The organism is Streptomyces sp. NBC_00878 (assembly GCF_026341515.1).
Classification (GTDB): domain Bacteria; phylum Actinomycetota; class Actinomycetes; order Streptomycetales; family Streptomycetaceae; genus Streptomyces.
On sequence record NZ_JAPEOK010000001.1, the window covers coordinates 1,031,781 to 1,049,437 of the forward strand.

A 17,657-nucleotide genomic window follows, 5' to 3' on the forward strand; every position below is an offset into this window, starting at 1 on the left:
GAGTCCGCCGTCACCCAGGCGATGACAGTAGTAAGACCAGTGCCCGCGTCAGGGCCGCAGAAATCCTTGTCCTCGCCGGCCATAAGGCCCTTCCCCTGTGTGACCCGGGAGGCCCCTCGTGCCGGGGACGACTCCGTAGCCATGGCCGGGTCCCCTGCACAGCGCTTCGCCCCCGTCCGGGCCGACCCCTGCTGCCGGGAAGGGCCGGCTTGGCAGGGGACGGCCCGGGATTCGTGATCCGTTATTTACCGCTCGGCGAGGACATGGCCTGTGTGGGCTCCAGCTTCACCCACTTCGCAGTGCTCGGCACGCCTCGCTCGTCCAGCAGGAACAGCATGTACCACCCGGGTGGGGCGTCAGCGGCCGTTGCCGGGGTCTGCAGGCTGAGCCTGTTGCCGTCACGGTTGTTGATCTTCACCTGGAGGTGGCGCTGGTTGGAGTTCGTCGAGTGCGTGACGGTCGACGGCGCCACAAGGACGGCGCGGTCGACGCGACCCGGCGTGGAGGTCTGCACCGAGAAGGTGGAGTCGTAGTTCAGCGCATCGGCCGGGACCCTGTTGAGCTGGGGTCGGTTACCGACGTGCATGTACCACGGCTCGAACATCTCGACGCTGCCGTGCATGCCGTCCTTGATGTCCGGGTCATTGGCGATCTGCTGGGCCTCGTCCCCGGTGACCAGGATCCGCCCGTCGGGCATGAGCACCGCGTTGGAGTGGTAGCCGCGCGGAAGCCGCTGGACGGGGCCGAGCCTCCAGTTGCCGTCCGCGTCGCGCGCCTCGGTGTGGCGGTACTTCGGCAGGGCGTTCGGGTTGTACATGCCGTTGCCGTAGTTGCGGATGTGGAAGGAGCCGTTGACCGTGAACAGTTTGCCGTCCGGCAGGATGACGGTGTTGTCGTTCGACCGGCCGAAGGCCCGGGGCTCGCGTTTGACCCAGTCCGCCCCCTTGGACAACTCGTAGGTGTTCGCGTCGTCCCGGTTGCCGCCGAGGATCAGCACCGAGTCCGGGCCCTGGTAGCCGTTGGGCAGCGGCACCGCGGAGCCGTTGATGCGCTCCGGATTGCAGCCCTCGCCGTTGCCGTCCCTCGCGTCCTTGCAGGGGATGTTGGGTCGATCCGGCAGCTTCGCCCGCGACTCCGTCTCCAGGTCGAAGACGTACTGCTCGTTGAGCATCCGGCCCAGGCCGTAGATCTTGCCGTCGCGCAGCGAGAACAGGTGCGGGTAGTCCCTGGTGAAGGGCGCCTGGGCACGGAACTTGTCGACCGGCGCGTTCACCGGCACGTTGTCCTTCTGCCACGGCACCGGGTGCGTCTTGGCGGGGAAGCGCTCGACGATGGGTGTGGGGGTGCCCCAGCCGATCTCCGACTGGCCCGACATGATGAGCAGTCGGCCGTCCGGCCCCTCCACGACACCGGGATACCACCGGCCGACCGACATGTCCTGGTTGCGGTGCCAGGTCTCGGTCCAGGGGTCGAAGACGAGTGACAGCTTGGCGCCACTGCCACCGTTGCCGCCGAGGTTTCCGCCGAACACGCCCACCATGCCGTTGGGCAGGAACGCGTGGCCCGAACAGAAGAACGGTGCCGGGCGCGCCTCGTTCTTGCCGTCCGGCATCACCACCATCGGCGGGGGAACGCTCTTGAACGCGTCGGGTCCCGTGCCCTTGTCCGGGTCCCACAGATACGCGCGGCCGGCGTTCTCCTTACCGATGACGTCGGTGGGGGCGGTCTCCTTCTGGGGGTTGTCCTCGATCGGCTCGAAGGAGAAGAGCAGCACCTTGCCGGTGGGCAGCATGGCGATGTGATCGCCGTAGTCCGGCGAGGGGAAGTACTCCGCGAACCGGCCGAATTGGTCGGGCGCGTACTGCTTGTTGGTCTCCGCCTGGGACTCCGTCAGCTTCTTCAGCCGCTCGGTACGGGTCGTCTGCGGGTACTCGCCCATGGCCTTGGCCGTCACCCGGAGTCGGGCATGGTCCCGGGCGTGAGCCTCGCCCAGGACAGCGGACTCGTCGGCTCTCGTCTCCTTCTTGATCTGCCGCTCGGACACAGGGACCTTGTCGGCCTCGCCCGCGCCCGGCCCATCGTGATGGGCACCGTCATGCGCGTACGCGGAAGGCGCGGCCAGCCCTGCCGTGACGGCCAGCGCGGATACCAGCGCGCACGCCGAAAAGGCAGCAGAAATCTTTCTTGGGGGCATAACTCTCCAGCCACTTGAGGAAATCAGGGATCGAAATTTGGAGAAAGGAAATTCAAGACGGTACCCGCGACGAACACATGCCCCGAGGCGCCCACATCCTTTCCGTCAAATCTGCCGCTGCAACAACAAAAATGAATACCAGGAATCACCCACTTCATGCACGTCAGAACCGGCATCAGTGGCACTTGGCGTACATCACCGGCGCACAATCAGGAAATGTGCGCCCCTCATGCGCTCCACCACCTGGGTGAACATCCATGCCATTTGGATGTTCGGCTCCAGCTCACCTCTCACCTCCATTCCTGCGGGGTACGGGAGACCCGAAAACATGTCGCCGAATTCCCCGGAGGAAGCGCACGTATGTACACGTCCACAGCGCCGACCGACCCCAAAAACCTGTTCCTGCGCGAGGACACCGAGATCCAGGGCGATGTACTCGCCGGGTTCAAGAAAGACCACATGCAGCTGGTGTTCCTGCGGTTCGAGGACCAGCAGATGACGCGCACATGGCTAAAGCAGTTGCGGCCGCTCATCGCCACCACCAGTCAGGTGGCGAAGTTCAACAGGGAGTTCTCCCGGGCCCGCTCGTACTCCGGTGGCGACGATCCGAAGAACCTCAACGCGCTGTGGTACGGCATCAGCTTCACCTTCGAGGGGCTGAAGTTCCTCACCGGCGACAACCCGCTGCCCGGCGTCGACAACAACAGCACCGACGGCCCGCTGAAGGCTTTCGTGGAGGGCCCGGCCAAGCGTGCGGCGGCTCTCGGTGACGCGGGGCAGAACGCCCCCCAGAACTGGCTCTTCGGCAACTTCGGCGAAGGACGCGTCCACGCGGTGCTCACCGTCGCTGCCGACCAGCCGCACGTGCTGCGAGCCACCCTGGGAGACGTCCGCCAGGACCTCGCCCGCGCCGAGATCGTCACCGTCTTCGAGCAGGACGGTGCCACCCTCGAAGGACCCCGCCGAGGGAGGGAGCACTTCGGCTTCAAGGACGGTGTCAGCGAGCCGGCGATCAAGTACCTCGACGAGCCCGAAGAGCCCGGAAAGGGCGAGAAGCCGGTCTACGAGAAGGGCCACCCCGGCACCATCCTCATCAACCCCGGCGAGTTCGTCGTCGGGCTCGAGCGGGAGCGCCCGCATCCCCTGCCATACCCGGAGTGGGCGCAGAAGGGCTCCTTCCAGGTGGTGCGCCGACTGGCCCAGGACGTCCCCGGCTGGTGGGCCGGTGTGGCCGCACAGCTGAAGGTGCTGAAGGAGGCGAAGGCCGTGCCCCCGGAGGCGACCACCGAGTGGCTGGCGGCCCGGCTCGTCGGACGCTGGCGCACCGGGACCCCCGTGGCGAAGTGTCCGCACGCCGACATGTCGTACAACGCGGAGTCGTCGGGCGACAACCTGATCTCGTTCAGGGACGACCCCGACGGAAAGGTCACCCCGCTCTGGTCCCACCTGCGCAAGACCAACCCCAGGGACGGCTTCAAGGACCCGAAGACCGGCCAGTTCGTCGAGGACACGAAGTTCAACCACCGCCGGATCATGCGCCGCGGCATTCCGTACGGTCTGCCGTTCGACCCGGCCGCCTCTGCGCTCAACGGCCCGGACGCGCCCCGCGGCCTGGTCTTCGTCTCCTACCAGGCCGACCTCTACCGGCAGTTCGAGTTCATCCAGCGGGACTGGATGAACGACGAGACGTTCCCCAGGCCCAACCCCAACACCCACCACGAGCAGATCGACCCAGGCCCACACCCCACGGGCGCCGACCCCTTGGCGGGCGAGGAGACCGTGGTCTCCTGGGAGCGCTCGGAAGGTGGCGGCGAGCCGGTCCCGCTGCAGTTCTCCCAGTTCGTACGGACCGAGGGGGCGGTGTACGCCTTCATGCCGTCGATCTCTGTCATCGACCAGCTGGCAGAAGGCCGGATGAACACCAACATGGTCGTCCACGGGAACACGGTCTTCACCTCCGACAGCTTCGACAACACCGAGCGGGACACCGTCGACTCGGGCACGGTGCGGCTCTTCCTGACGGAGGACGGCAACCTTCAGGTCATCGACAGCAAGAACAACAAGGTCCGCTGGTCGGCGAAGACCGCCGCCGGTCCGAAGGCGCAGGCGTGGTTCAAGGACGGGGAACTCTTCGTCATCGACCCGAAGGCCAAGGACAAGAAGCTCTTCAGCTCCGGCACCGAGGGCAACCCGGAGGCCGAACTCGTCGTCCAGGCTGACGGGAACGTGGTGATCTACAACAAGGGCAAGGCGATCTGGCACACCGACACCGCCGGTCGCTGACGTCTTCCGGCACGCCGGTCCCCTGACGTCGCCCGCCCCACGAAGGCGGGCGACGTCAGGCCCTGGGACCGATCAGACAGCAGTGCTGCCGCTCCGGCGCCGCAGGGGGGCGTACCTCGGCGAACGGGAACAGTGACCTTGCGTGGTCCGGGCTCCAGAGCACGTCGTACCGTCCGCACGGGCCGACCGAGGCGCGGGCGTCGAACAGCAGGCTCTGGTCCACGACCGCGCACCAGGGCGCCTCGCGCGCCCGCTCGACGAGGACGTCCAGGTGCGCCGGAACCGGGGGCGGCGCCGCCACGTTCCCCAAGGAGCGGCTGCTGAGCCGCCACCGCACGTTGGGCTGCTGCCCCTCGCCCGGTGGCATCCAGCCCGGGTCGATGAAGGTGAAGGCGAGCATGCCGTCGTCGGTCAGCATCGACCGCAGCGCGTCCACCAGTTCCACGGTCTCGTCGTCCGGGGTGTGGGTGAAGACGGAGTACGCGAGGACGTAGTCGAAGCGCGTTCCCAGGTCGGGCAGCGTGAGCTCGCGGACGCCGCCAGGGTTGAACTGCGGGTTGTACCGGTCGTAGAAGACCCAGTGGGCCTCCGGTTCGCGCCGTTGGCCCTCCTCGATCGCGGGCCGCGACACGTCAAGGCACCAGTAGAGCGACGGCTTGACCCGTCCCGCGGCCCCCTCCAGGAATGCGCCGATGTTCCCGCCGAAGTCCAGCACCCTGCGCCCGGACCAGTCCGGGCGGCCGAGTTGGGTGTCGAAGTAGGCGAACTGGCCCTTCTTGGTGGAATGGAGGCCAAGTGCGCTCACCAGCTGACGGGGAGGGCGGCGAGCGCCTGCAGGCGCTGATGGTCCTTCCAGTCCGCCGACGCCTCGGCGGCGGCCGGGCGCAGTCGGGGAAAGCGGGCCAGGAGCGAGGTGAGGCCGATGCGCAACTCCGCCCGCGCCATATGGGACGCCAGACAGCGGTGGATGCCGTGGCCGAAGGCCACATGTGGATTGGGGTGACGGCCCAGATCGAGGACTTCGGGGTCGGAAAAGACATCCGAGTCGTGGTTGGCGGAGTTGAGGGAGGCCACCACGGACTCTCCGGCGCGGACGGTGACCCCGGCGATGTCCACGTCCTCGGTGGCCACTCGGATCTGACCGTCCCTCAGCACCAGGTGGTAGCGCAGCAGTTCCTCCACCGCGCTCTCCGTCAGCGTGGGGTCGTGCCGCAGCCGGGCGAGGTCGGCGGGCCGGTGCAGCAATGTGCGCAAGGCAGCCGCCAGGGCGGTCGTCACCACCGTGTGGCCCGCGAACAGCAGGCTGACGCCCATCCCGGTCAGCTCGGCGTCGGAGAGCGCGCCCTGTTCGTCGTGTGCCGTGACCAGGGCGCTGAACAGATCGGCGCCGGGCGCCGTGCGCCGGGAGTCCATGAGGGCCGCCAGATAGTCGCACATCTCCCGCTGGGCCGCGGTGATCCGCTCCAGAGGGCCCTTACTGCTCATGGTGTCCGACAGGGCCAGGATCCGGTCGCTCTCCTCGACCGGGATGCCCAGCCACGCGCAGATCACGGCCATGGGCAGGGGCCGTGCGAAGTCCGCGACGACATCGGCGGGCGGCCCGGCGTCGGCCATGGCGTCGAGCAGCCCGTCAGTGATCTTCTGGATCAGCGACAGCGACCGCTCGACCTGCCGCGCTCTGAACTCCGGCATGACCAGCCGACGCAGCCGGGCGTGGTCCGGCGGCTCTGTGTCCCGCAGGATGGAGACGCCGGACGGGAACGGAGTCGTGAACAACCTGGGCGCGTCGGGCGCGGTGTTGGCCGTCACACTGAACCGCCGGTCGCGGAGCACCTGACGTACGTCCTCGTACCGGGTCACCAGCCACACCTCGTGTCCGCTGGCGATGACCACACGGGTCGCGGGCTCGTTCTCGCGCAGCCAGGCCAGCCTCTCGAACACCTCGGAGTGGACACGGGTGTCGAAGGGGAAGGCGACGGGCCGGCGGTTCGGGACGGGCATCGCGGTCCCTCCTCACTCGACTCAGGGTTTGTGGAAGGACGGGTCGTGGTCCTCACCGAGCGCCGCGCGACCGATGGTGGCGAGGATGTGGTCGTCGTTGTCGTGGCGCTGGTAGAAGGTCAGGTCACGCAGGATCCGTTCCACCGGGCTGGGGCGGACCAGACTGCGGGCCCCGCAGGCGCGGATGCAGTGATGCACGGTCTCCTCCGCCAGGTGCTCGACGACGTGCCGGGCCTTGCTGCCGGCGAGCCGGGCCTCGCCCGCCCTGCCCTCGTCCCACAACGCGGCGACATGACGCAGCCAGAGGCGGGCGGTATCCACGTTGACCGCCATGCTGCCGGCCCGCTGCCGTACGTACGGGTCGGCCCCCTTGCCCTGCTTCTTGAGGTACGCCAGCCCGTAGTCGTGCGCTGCCTGGGCGGCGCCCAGGAAGCTGGAGGCGTAGTGGGGGACGAACGCGGCCTGCCAATGCCCGGTGAGATAGGTACCGGGTGCGCCGATGAGATGGTCCCGGGGAATGAACGTGTCGTCGAAGCGCACCAGGTGGCTGACCGTCGCGCGCATGCCCACCGGATCCCACCACGAGCTGTCGACACTCACGGTCGGGTCCGACAGATCGCAGGCGAGCATGAGCAGTCCGCTGCCCGCCGCCCGGCCGTTCCGGGCGGCCGTCGCGTGCCGTGCTCCGCCGGGTCCGGCGGGGTCGACGAACAGGATGGCCCACTGGGCGCCTGTGGCACTGGTGGCGAACGCCTTGGTTCCGCGCACGGTCCAGCCCCCCTCGACAGGGGTGAGCGTCGTGCCGAAGCGGCCGGCCTCCCCGGGCTTGGGTGCCCGGGGCTCGCCGCTCCAGGCCACCCACTTCTCCCCGCGCTCGACCACGCCCGCGAACCAGCACCGCTTCTGCTCGGGCGTTCCCAGGGCGTCGATGAGCACCAGAGAGTTGGCGTGTCCCTCCCAGCAGCGCGCCAGCGAGAGATTCGCCGAGGCCAGGATGGTCGTCAGCTCCCACAGGGGCAGCGTGTTGCGCTGCTGCGGGCCGAAGCCCAGTCCGCCGTACTCGCGTGGCACGGCAGCGGCCAGCAGACCGGCCGCGAAGAGGTCGTCGAAGTCCTCGGCGGGGAAGGCGGCCCTGCGGTCGTAGTCGTCCGCGCGGGCGGAAAACGTCTCCGCGGCCATCTTCTGTGCGCTGTCGAGGGCGGCACGGTGCCCGGGAATGGGGCCGTGCGGCTCCTGAGAGCCGTGCACCAGGTCGGCGGTCATGGGAGAAGAGCCCCTTCCGGGGGTCCGGACGGCTGGGCGAGTCCCGGACGGTAGTAATGGGCGCGGTACATCGTGTTCGGCACCCGCTGGTCGTCGGGGTGGACCGTGTGGACGTCGATGGTCAGCAGTCCGCGGTTGAGATAGCCGCAGAGGATGACGTCCCGGGTTCCGAGCCGCGCTTCGGCGAGGAAGCCCACGGCCGGACCGTCGCCGCCCGCGTCCCCCAGTGGCGTGGCGGTGAGTGCGTTGTGGGCCTCGAGGGCACCGGGGGCGCTCTCCGCGACACTCAGCGCGAGTTGGTCCGCGTCCTCCCGGACGTCGATGGACCGGATGCCGGTGGCGGTGGTGTCGAAGTTGACCCACCCGCCCATGAGCCCGGCCAGGTCGATGTGCGGTGTCGTCATGAGCCCTCCTCCACCCGGTGGAAAAAGGACCGGGTCCACTCACCGGGGCACCCGCTGCCGTCGAGGGAGATCGTGGAGGCAGTGGCCACCAGGATTCCCGTCTTGTGGTAGGCGGAGAGAACCGTACGGAGCCCGCCGAGTTCGTAGACGGCGGAGAACGACCAGGCCACAGATGGCGCGCCGGGCGCGGTATAAACGGCCGCCGGTACCTCACCCCAGTCGTACGGATGCCGGCTCGCCGCGAAGCGCCCGTCCGGTGTGGTGCCGCCCAGGGTCCGGACTGCGAGGCCCGTTCCGCGCGGGGCGACGGTCAGCCGGAGAGGGCCCTTGGACACCACTCCCCGGTCGGTGTTGAGCCAGTCGCCCAACAGGGCCGAGACGTCGGGGCTGTCCGGTGGGGACGGCTCGGCCGATGGTGCCGCACCGGCCACCGAGCGCATGGTCATGAAGTGCTCTCCCTCCCACAGAGGTTCACTGTGATGTCCGGACGGGGTTCATGGATCCCGAAGAAGCTCAACGCCGGCAACCCGGGAAGCCTGATCGGTCACCGGTTGCTCGATGATCGACATACCGTCCGGGCACGGCGTCGGCATGCGTCCGAACACCGTTGGCTCACCCAGCCAGGAGGCCAGGAAGCAGGTCCAGCGACGGCGAGTACCGGCCTCGAACACGGTCACGTCCTCGCGCCGGAGGCCGGTCGGCAGCGATGCCGCCGCCATGACGCCGTGCGCCTGCTGCGGGCCCCCAGCAGCTCCGGCCGGGCCGGACCGTCTGGCCGCTCCAGAGCGATGATGTCGTAGCGGCCCGCCACGCGAAGGAGCCTCGTCAACCGCTGAACCTGCCCCAGGTCGGCTGCTGTGGTCACAGCCAACAACCAGCCCGGCGCGCGGCGCACGGCATCCGGGTGACCGTCGCTTCGTGGGGTCAGCACCACTGAACGAACTCCTCCATGCGGGCCCGCGGTGGGACAAACCGGTTGACCGGTGCCGCTTCGTCGGGGTAGCCGACGGCCAGGGTGCAGACGATGATCCGATGAGTCTCGATGTCCAGCTTCCGACGCAGCGCGTCCGCGTAGCCCGCGACGCTGAACTGCGGGCAGCTGCCCAAGCCCCGGGCGACCAGCCCGAGCATGATGTTCTGCAGGAAGAAGCCCGTCTCCAGGAAGGTTCCGGGCACCGCGTCGCCAGGGATGTGGCAGACAAGGGCTGCCGGAGCGTCGAAGAAGCGCAGATTGTCGCGGAGGTGGGCGCGGGCGGCCGCGGCGTCGTCGGGGGCATGGCCCTTGGCGCGCAGTACGCCCGAGAGGGCCGCGCGGGCACGCTCCGCTGCGGTGTTGTCGAGCGCCGGCGGCCGGTTGGCACAGTCCGGCCGTGGAGGCTCTCCGCGCTCGAAGGCTTCGCGAAGGGTGCGGGTCAGCGCGTCCAGGGTGGGGCCGGTCACCACGGTCACCCGCCACGGCTGGATATTGCGGCTGGAGGGTGCCTGCCCTGCGGCGAGGAGCACCTCCGCGAGGACGTTCCGGGGCACCGGCCGGTCGAGGAAGGCGCGCTTGCAGTGACGGGACGCGATCAGGGACAGGCCGTCGTACACCAGGTCGGTGTGTTCCGTCATGGGCGCCTCACTCCTTCCGACATCTCAACCCACGCCGGCCGGGCGGACGTCGGGGCCGGGGCCGCCGCCGAGGAACTCGTGCAGACGGGTGCGGACCAATTCCTCGATGCGGTGGGCGCACTGGCGGTAGACCTCGGTCGACTGCCCTTCGGGGTTGGGGACGTCGCCATGCGGGTCCAGGCAGAGGGTGCGGTTCTCCGCGTCGGGCGCCAGAGCGACCACGGCGTCGCGGTGCGCGCGCGTCATGCAGTAGATGACGGAGCTGTCCTGGCACAGTTGGGGGGTGACCGGCCTCGCCCGGTGGCGGCGGGGGTGTACGCGGCCCGGCACCCGCCGTACGCCAAGGTCGGCGAGCGCGGTCCGGGCGGCGGGAGCCAGCGGCGCTCCGCTCCGGGCGGGGGAGACTCCCGCGCTGGCGAAGCGCACACGCCGCGCGGAACCCCCTGCCTGCGCCGCGTGGGTCCTGGCGATGACCTCGGCCATGGGCGAACGGGAGGTGTTGCCGCCGCAGACGAACAGCACCCGCCGCGCACGCGTGCCGCGTTCCCGCCACCAGGAGGCCGTCGCGGGGTAGGACAAGGACACGATGGCGACGCCGATGAAGACGAGCGCGAGAAGCTGTGCGTCCCCCGGGACCGGCAGCCCGGCCAGCCCGGCGAGGGCGTACGAGGCGACCAGGCCGGACAGCAGGCTGGCGCACCGGTTGGCCGGTACGCACCAGGTGTACACACGGTGGTCGAGGTAGATCAGCGTGCCGAAGACGAACAGCACCTCGTAGGCCACGCCGATACCGATGGCCCCCCAGGCGGCAGGGGTGCCGAGGAAGGTGGTGAACCCGGAGCGCAACTCCGGCTGTCCCGCCAGGGCCACAGCCGCCAGGATCCCGACCAGGAAAACCGGGGCGGCGGCGTGCTCCTCCACGAAGTAACGGCGATCGATTTCCTTCACTCCGGTCTTGGCCACGCGGCTCATGATCTCGAATCGCCCCACGTACCCGATGAGATAGGTGAGAACGCTCAAAACCGTCGCCAGGGTGAGGTGATAACTGTCCACATCGCCGAGAGCCACCGAAACCGCCAGCAGGCTGAAAGCGAGAGCGGACCAGGCGGAACGAGAGACCTTTCGCTTACGCGCCGAGTCGACCAGCGGAGAAATGATCAGCACGCCCCCACGCATCAGAAGCAACACGAGAAGGATGGAGACACCGGTGAAGGCGAAATTCAGAGTGGTGGTGCCGATGATGAGCGCGGTGAAGAACCCCGCCAGGAGCGTTTCTCTTCCCGGCGCGCGGACGCGCCCCACCCCGGGTATCTCATGTCGCCGGCCGTAACGCCACCACCCGCTGGCCGCCAGGAAAAGCGGCATGACGGCGAGTTGTCCGAGGGCGGCCGCCGGTAGCAGCACCAGACCGTCGACCGGGCTCCCGGCCAGCGGGGAAACCCCACTGGACATCGCTTTCACGAGCATGGCGTAGGGGATGTAGGCGAGAAAGTATCCGAGCGCGAGCCAAGCCATGCGCATGGTCCTCCGGAGTGCCCTGAAGTAAGGGTTCGTCAATTCGCAGCGGAACGTACGGAGTGAACCGTTTCGACGCTCTGCGACACTCGGCCGCCCCATACGTAGATCAATGCACCGACTCATTCGAGTGTGCAGGGATCCAGTGCACCGCGCAAGTGTCTCAAGTCCTCGAATTTCAGCGGGGATTTCATTCCGGATGCCAGTGCGGGACACATTATCGCAGTGTCGCACAGGCGCGCGATTAACGTAATGACGACGTGCGCCCCACGTGCGCCGGGCGAATGCACTTGCCCTCCGCCCATGCGAACTTGCGGGTTCGCGACAGATCCCGTAGCCCGTGAAATTAGAAAACGGTACTCGGGTTGAGATTGTGGTTCCCGATGATCTGATTGGATGGTGATATCCCAGCCTGCAACGCAGACCGCCGTTCGGCGTAGTGACACGCCGTCGGGAGAGTGACCGCAGGGTTCGCCCCACTGCGCGAGAGCCAGATCGTGGGTGATCCGAGCGAGCGCTTTCAGAAGGCGGTGGCAATGGGCCCACGAGTGCGGCAACGACCGAACGCGGTGGGGCCCTTGCTCATCTACTGCGCACTGTCGACCACGATGGTGAGCTCGCTCGGCGCGCTGCTGATCCCCTCCATCGCCCGGGCGCATCACGTGCCGGTGAGTTCGGCCCAGTGGATGCTGACCGTGACCCTGCTCGTGGGGGCGGTGAGCACCCCGGTGCTCGGCCGACTGGCCGACGGGCACCGCAGCCGGCGGGCGCTGCTGGGAGTGCTCGTCCTGACGCTGTCGGGTTCCTTGCTGGCTGCGATCGCCGATACTTTTTCGCAGTTGCTGATCGGACGGGCGCTCCAGGGCCCGGCCTGCGGAATGCTGCCGATGACGATCGCTCTGGCGCACCGTCACCTTGCCCCGGCAAAGGTGACGGACGGCATTACCGCCCTCACCGTCACCGCCGCCACCGGGGCCGGGCTCAGCTTCCCGCTGACCGGCCTGATCGCCGAGTACCTCGACCACCGCTGGGGGTTCTGGTGTGCGGCCGGCTTCGCCGCACCGGCCATCGTGGGGGTCCTGCTGATTCTGCCCAAGGATGAGCGCCCGGCTGCCGGCCCGGGCACCGGCCCGGGCGCGCTGTCCGCCTGCGCACGCGCCGACCTGGCGGGCACCGTTCTCCTGGTGGCCGGGCTGGCGAGTCTGCTCCTCTTACTGAGCCAGGGGTCGCGTTGGGGTTGGACGTCCGCCATCGTGCTGAGCGTGCTGGTGGATGCCGCGCTGCTGCTCACCGCCTGGGCATGGTGGGAGCGGCGCGTCGCTCAGCCGTTGGTCCGGCCCGAGTTGCTCGTCCATCCCGACGTGCTGCTGGCCAATTTCGCCACGGTCGTACTCGGCGCCGCGACGTTCATCGGCGTCTCTGCTCTCGCCACTCTCGTGCAAGCACCCGTGGGCACGGGTTACGGGCTCGGGCTCTCGGTCTTCGCGGCCGGGTGTGTGATGCTCCCGTTCTCGGCCGGGAGCCAGCTCGCGGGTCGGCTGGCACGTCGTCCGGCCGTCCGCACGGAGCTGCGTGCGCTGCTCTCACTCGGCGGAGTTCTGCTCACCGGTACCCATATCGCTCTGGCCGCCCACCACGACGAGCTGTGGCACCTGCTCCTCGCCATACTGACCTTCGGCCTGGGCAGCAGCATCGTCTGGGCCGTCGTGGCCGCCCTGATCCACACCGCGGTTCCGGGCAGCGATCTCGGGTCCACAACCAGCTTCAATCATGTGCTCCGTGTCGTCGGCAGCGCGATCGGCAGCGCCGCGACCGGCGTGATCCTTGCCGCCCACACCGCCCCCGACGGCTTCCCGACGGATGACGGTTATGCGGCTGTCTTCACTGTCTGCGCAATCGGTTGCACCGCCGTTCTGCTCGGCCTGCTGGGGCGGGCGCTCACCGAGCGACGCCGGGCCACAGGTTCGGAAACGTCGGAATGAACCGGCGCGGCAACCCCACCAGTTACCGGTGGCGCGATGAGCGACGTCAACCGGGCGGCACAGTTGATCAATGCTTTTGAGGGATGTCTGCCCACGTAGCCCTCCACTGCGAGCGAGCCTCCTTGATCATGTCGTCCCGTGCGGTCTACTGGCAGGCGTTCGTCTGCCGACCGCTGGCCAATTCACGAGGGTCCGCCTGGAGGAGCACATCCAGTGGCACGCATGAGACAGGGTGGGAGACGGGCACAACTGGTGGCCGTCCTGACCTCTCCCGATGACCTCGACCACGACCGGCTGAGCGGTGTCGATTCCCTCGCCGATGGACTGGAGGTCCGTGCCGACCTGGTGGGTGATCCAGAACCGAGGTGGCTGCGGCGGAACTTCACCGGCTCGCTGACGCACTGCCTGCGCAGCCACCGACACGGCGGTCGTTACCAAGGACGGACCGGCGAGCGGCAGGCCAGGCTGGTGCACGCCGCCGACCAGTACGACGTGGTCGATCTGGAGTGGCCCGACGACCTGACGCCCGACGTGCTGGCCCGCATCCCGCCCCACCGACGACGGATCTCCTGGCACGGCGGGGAGACCGGGCTCGACGGGTTGCTCCGGCTCTTCGACACGATGGCGACCGTCCCCGCGGCGCTGTACCTGCTGTCGGTGAGTCCCAGCGCCGAGGGCAGCACGTCGGCGCCGATGTTCCTCAGCACCCTGGATCGGCCCGACGTAACGGCTTTCGCCTCCGGCCCGGCCGGAATCTGGACCCGGATCCTGGCCCCCTGGCTCGGTGCGCCCGTGGTCTTCGGTCACGTCGGCGCCGAAGGACCGGACGGGATGCCGAGCCTGCGTCAGCTCGTCGCGGACTACGGTCTGCCCGCGTTGCCTCAACTGGACCATCTCTACGGCATCGCCGGTGTCTCTCCCGGCCGCTCGCTCTCTCCCCGCCTGCACAACACAGCCCTGCGCACGCTGGGCCTGCGTGCGCTCTACCTCCCGTTTCCCAGCCGCTCACTGTCCCGCCTCCTGCACACGACGGCTTCCCTGGGGACACACGCGGGGCTCCCGCTGCGCGGCCTCACGGTGACCGCTCCGCACAAGGAGGACGCTCTGGACCTGGCCGGCACGGCCTCCCGGGCCGCGCGTGGCTCCGGCGCGGCGAACGTGCTGTCGCTGGAGAACGGTCGCTGGCACGCCGACACCACCGATCCGGCAGGCGTGCTCGACTCGCTGGCCGCAGCCGGCGTCGATCCGGCCGGGTGCAGTGCAGCCGTCGTGGGATGCGGGGGAGCCGGACGGGCCGTCGCCCTGGCGCTGCGTGAGGCCGGTGCCCGAGTGACCTTGGTGAACCGGAGCCGGGACCGCGGTCTGCGGGCCGCCTCGCTGATGGGGCTGCCGTTCATTCCCCTCCTCGTGTTCTCCGCCCGAGGGCACTCGCTGCTGGTGCATGCCACCCCGCTGGCCGACTGCCCCCCGTTCCAGCTCACGACCGCCGACCCCGGAGCCGTCGTGCTGGAACTCGTCTACCGGGAAGAGCCCACCGCGCTGATGACCGCGGCCCACGCCCACGGGCTGCCCGCCATCGACGGCCGGTCGGTGCTGCTCATAGAGGTACGAGAGCAATTCAGGCTGCTGACCGGGCACACGATGCCGGCAGACACCGTCCGCGCCCTCCCGCAGGACGCCTCGCAGCACAGCACCACGCTCTGCCCCGCGAAGGCGATCCGGTCCTAGGCGTCGTGGCGGTACGTCCGAGGCCGCCACACGCGAACCGCGCCGGGCGGCCTCCCGCACCCCTGGAGTCGTATTGCCCTCCACCAGCATTGGCGTGAAAGGCCGGACCGCCTCCCTCGACCCGTCCCGCAGGGCGATCAGGGCAGGGGCGATCGGCAACCTCATCGAGTACTACGACGCGACGATCTACTCCCTGCTCGCCCCTGTCTTCGCCCAGCAGTTCTTCCCCGCGGAGAACAAGGCGTTCGCGCTGCTCTACACCTACGGTCTCGTAGTGGGCGTCGCCTTCGTCGTGCGCCCTGCGGCCGCGATGCTGCTGTCGCCCTACGGGGACCGGCGGGGCCGCCGCAAACTGCTCTCGCTCAGCCTGTTCCTCATGGGATCGGGTCTGCTGATCATCGGCCTGTCGCCCACCTACCGCAGTATCGGTGTGCTCGCTCCCGTCTGTCTGGTCCTCGGCCGGGCGGTGCAGAACGTCTCCAACTCCGGCGAATTCCAAGCGGCCTGCACATTCATCGTCGAGCACTCCCCGGCCGACCGCCGGGCGACGACCGGCGCCGTCCAGTACATGACCGCCGGTCTCGGAATCCTGTCTGCCACGCTGGTGGCAACCACCCTCACCGCCGTCTTCCCGAAGGAGGTGGTGGCCGACTGGGCATGGCGCATCCCGTTCCTGCTCGGGGCGGCACTCTGTCTCTACGGCTTCCGCCTGCGGCGCACGGTTCCGGAGAGCCCGCTCTTCACCACACTGCAGTCCACAGGCAAGGTCGAGCGAAAGCCGCTGCGGACGGCCGCGAAACGGTACCCGCGAAGCCTCTTTCTGGTGATGGTGATTCAGTTCAGCCAGGTCACGTACTTCACCTGGCAGGTCTTCCTGCCCACGTACGCACACCTGGTGGGGAAGTTCCCGCTGACGACCGGTCTGGCCCTGAACTGCGTCGCTCTGGCGGCCTTCGTGCTCGTGCTACCACTGGTCGGCATGGTCTCGGACCGGAAGACCGGGCGACGTCCGCTGATCATCGCCGAAGCCCTGGGCTTCGCGATCCTCGCGTACCCGATGCTGCGCCTGTTGCAGCATCCGACCCCGCTCACCTACCTGCTGGTGGCGGTGGCCGGCAATGCGCTGCTCGCCCTCACCTACGGCAACGTCGCCGCGGTGTTCTGCGAGCTTTTCCCCACAGGTGTACGAACCTCCGGCGTCGGCCTGGCCTACAACGTCGCCGTCACGGTCTTCGGCGGAAGCGCGCCCATCCTCGCCACCTGGACCATCGCCAACGACCATCCACTCGCTCTCGCCTACTACATCGTCGCACTGGAAATGACGGCTGCGATCATCTTTCTCGCCCTGCTGCCGGAGACCCGTGGGACGAGACTCGAGACCAAGTGACCCTCGCACACGGACCGGCGCGATACAGGTCCGCCGTGGATCCGCGTAGTCAGAGTTGAGGGAGCGACTCCAGGCCCGTGGCCGGGCCGACCACCGGCCTTTCGGTGTGGAGCAACACGTCTGACATCCCATCACAGGGATGGCAACGCACTCCACATGATGAGTCATCGAGAACAAGTCGATCAGAGCCCAGACGATCAATCTGTGACGGCTGTGACGGCCTCGCATTCGCGGCCGTCACGGAAGACGACAGCGAACGGTCGGCGCCGGGCTGAACCGACCCGGCATCCCCGACCACTTCGGCGCACCGCCCGGCCGCCGCGGGGCCCGCCGTTCGTCTCCGTTTCGGAACGCGTCGTCATGTACAGCGCGCTCGACGTTGAGGAATGGCTGCTCGGCCGCCGGACCGTCCCTGGCCGAGAAGCCTGATGGCCGAGAAGGTCATTGTTCCGGTCGGTGTCCGGCTCTCCACCGACATCGAGTATCGGCCCGATCGCCCCGATCCTTACCGAGCGCGGGTCCGCTGGTTCGATCCGGCTACGAAGCGGCGCCTGCCCCTGTCGGAGGGAAAGGCGGATGAGGACGAGGAGACGGTACGGCGCCAGACCACGCCTGCGCCCGGCGGACTCACCGACAAGGGCACCAAGGGCACCAAGGGCAAACGTGCCCGGAAGGTTCCCATCATCGAGGAGATCCGCCCGCTCGTGGCCCAGCGCATCCTCTCGGCCGGCCCCGCCCCTGACGCGCGTCTGTTCACCGGCCCACGCGGAGGACGCATCTCCACCGCGGTCCTGCGCGACGCGACCCACTGGGACGAGGTGGTCACCCAACTCGGCTACGAGCACCCACGCCGGCACGATCTCCGCCACACGGGACTGACCTGGCTCGCGGACGCCGGAGTCCGCATCCACGTCCTGCGCAGGATCGCGGGCCACGGTTCGCCGACGACCACTCAGCGCTACCTGCACCCGGATGTCCACAAGATCACGGCCGCCGGTACGGCACTCTCCGCACACCTCAGCGTGCTGCGCGCTCCGCGTTCCCTTCCCGCGACGGCTGTGCTCACCCGCTGACGCCGGTCAAGGCAGGCTGGTCCCCATCTGGTCCCCAGAAATGATCAAGGGGCGGTTTCGGATTGCTCCGAAACCGCCCCTCACCAGCGACTCTGTCGAGTCGGGACGACAGGATTTGAACCTGTGACCCCTTGACCCCCAGTCAAGTGCGCTACCAAGCTGCGCCACGTCCCGATGCGCTTCGTCGCGGTGAACCGCGTGATCGCGCGAACAGAA

14 protein-coding genes and 1 tRNA gene are annotated in these 17,657 nt (G+C 68.6%); 5 read left to right on the forward strand and 10 right to left on the reverse strand.

Features of this window, described 5'->3' with window-relative positions:
* Window positions 1-241: 241 nt before the first annotated feature.
* On the reverse strand, window positions 242-2,194 hold the full coding sequence (locus OHA11_RS04135) for a galactose oxidase early set domain-containing protein (RefSeq protein WP_266492022.1): 1,953 nt from the start codon (window positions 2,192-2,194) through the stop codon (window positions 242-244).
* Between the two features lie 360 nt (window positions 2,195-2,554).
* On the opposite strand from OHA11_RS04135, the gene OHA11_RS04140 reads away from it, so the two are divergent.
* Window positions 2,555-4,477: a Dyp-type peroxidase gene (locus OHA11_RS04140; protein WP_266492023.1), complete on the forward strand. Its 1,923-nt coding sequence runs from the start codon at window positions 2,555-2,557 to the stop codon at window positions 4,475-4,477.
* Between the two features lie 55 nt (window positions 4,478-4,532).
* On the opposite strand, the gene OHA11_RS04145 is transcribed toward OHA11_RS04140, so the two are convergent.
* The 8 genes from OHA11_RS04145 to OHA11_RS04180 form a co-directional block, all read right to left on the reverse strand.
* Window positions 4,533-5,282 (reverse strand): bifunctional 2-polyprenyl-6-hydroxyphenol methylase/3-demethylubiquinol 3-O-methyltransferase UbiG, encoded by a 750-nt coding sequence (locus OHA11_RS04145; RefSeq protein ID WP_266492025.1) that lies wholly within the window; start codon window positions 5,280-5,282, stop codon window positions 4,533-4,535.
* Window positions 5,279-6,478 carry a cytochrome P450 gene (locus OHA11_RS04150; protein WP_266492027.1) on the reverse strand — a complete coding sequence of 400 codons (1,200 nt, stop codon included), beginning with the start codon at window positions 6,476-6,478 and terminating at the stop codon, window positions 5,279-5,281. Before OHA11_RS04150 ends, OHA11_RS04145 begins: the two co-directional genes overlap by 4 nt.
* A 21-nt stretch (window positions 6,479-6,499) precedes the next feature.
* Entirely contained in the window at window positions 6,500-7,741 is a 1,242-nt protein-coding gene (locus OHA11_RS04155; protein WP_266492028.1) for an acyl-CoA dehydrogenase family protein, read from the reverse strand.
* The gene (locus OHA11_RS04160; protein WP_266492030.1) at window positions 7,738-8,145 is read right to left on the reverse strand and encodes a hypothetical protein; all 408 of its coding nucleotides are present in this window, start codon (window positions 8,143-8,145) and stop codon (window positions 7,738-7,740) included. The genes OHA11_RS04155 and OHA11_RS04160 overlap by 4 nt, the downstream gene beginning before the upstream one ends.
* Entirely contained in the window at window positions 8,142-8,591 is a 450-nt protein-coding gene (locus OHA11_RS04165; protein WP_266492033.1) for a hypothetical protein, read from the reverse strand. Before OHA11_RS04165 ends, OHA11_RS04160 begins: the two co-directional genes overlap by 4 nt.
* Before the next feature lie 48 nt (window positions 8,592-8,639).
* Window positions 8,640-8,864: a hypothetical protein gene (locus tag OHA11_RS04170; protein WP_266492037.1), complete on the reverse strand. Its 225-nt coding sequence runs from the start codon at window positions 8,862-8,864 to the stop codon at window positions 8,640-8,642.
* A gap of 205 nt (window positions 8,865-9,069) precedes the next feature.
* The gene (locus OHA11_RS04175; RefSeq protein ID WP_266492040.1) at window positions 9,070-9,756 is read right to left on the reverse strand and encodes a nitroreductase; all 687 of its coding nucleotides are present in this window, start codon (window positions 9,754-9,756) and stop codon (window positions 9,070-9,072) included.
* Window positions 9,757-9,780: 24 nt separating this feature from the next.
* Window positions 9,781-11,271 (reverse strand): hypothetical protein, encoded by a 1,491-nt coding sequence (locus OHA11_RS04180; protein ID WP_266492043.1) that lies wholly within the window; start codon window positions 11,269-11,271, stop codon window positions 9,781-9,783.
* A 578-nt stretch (window positions 11,272-11,849) separates the two neighbouring features.
* Between OHA11_RS04180 and OHA11_RS04185 the strand changes: the two genes are divergently transcribed.
* From OHA11_RS04185 to OHA11_RS04200, 4 genes are all read left to right on the forward strand, one after another.
* The gene (locus OHA11_RS04185; protein WP_266492045.1) at window positions 11,850-13,253 is read left to right on the forward strand and encodes an MFS transporter; all 1,404 of its coding nucleotides are present in this window, start codon (window positions 11,850-11,852) and stop codon (window positions 13,251-13,253) included.
* Between the two features lie 222 nt (window positions 13,254-13,475).
* Entirely contained in the window at window positions 13,476-14,981 is a 1,506-nt protein-coding gene (locus tag OHA11_RS04190; RefSeq protein ID WP_266506928.1) for a type I 3-dehydroquinate dehydratase, read from the forward strand.
* 94 nt (window positions 14,982-15,075) lie between these two features.
* The gene (locus tag OHA11_RS04195) at window positions 15,076-16,368 is read left to right on the forward strand and encodes an MFS transporter (protein ID WP_266492048.1); all 1,293 of its coding nucleotides are present in this window, start codon (window positions 15,076-15,078) and stop codon (window positions 16,366-16,368) included.
* A 428-nt stretch (window positions 16,369-16,796) separates the two neighbouring features.
* Window positions 16,797-17,441 (forward strand): tyrosine-type recombinase/integrase, encoded by a 645-nt coding sequence (locus OHA11_RS04200; protein ID WP_266492050.1) that lies wholly within the window; start codon window positions 16,797-16,799, stop codon window positions 17,439-17,441.
* A gap of 100 nt (window positions 17,442-17,541) precedes the next feature.
* On the opposite strand, the gene OHA11_RS04205 is transcribed toward OHA11_RS04200, so the two are convergent.
* Window positions 17,542-17,615: transfer RNA gene (locus OHA11_RS04205), tRNA-Pro, on the reverse strand.
* Between the last annotated feature and the right edge of the window lie 42 nt (window positions 17,616-17,657).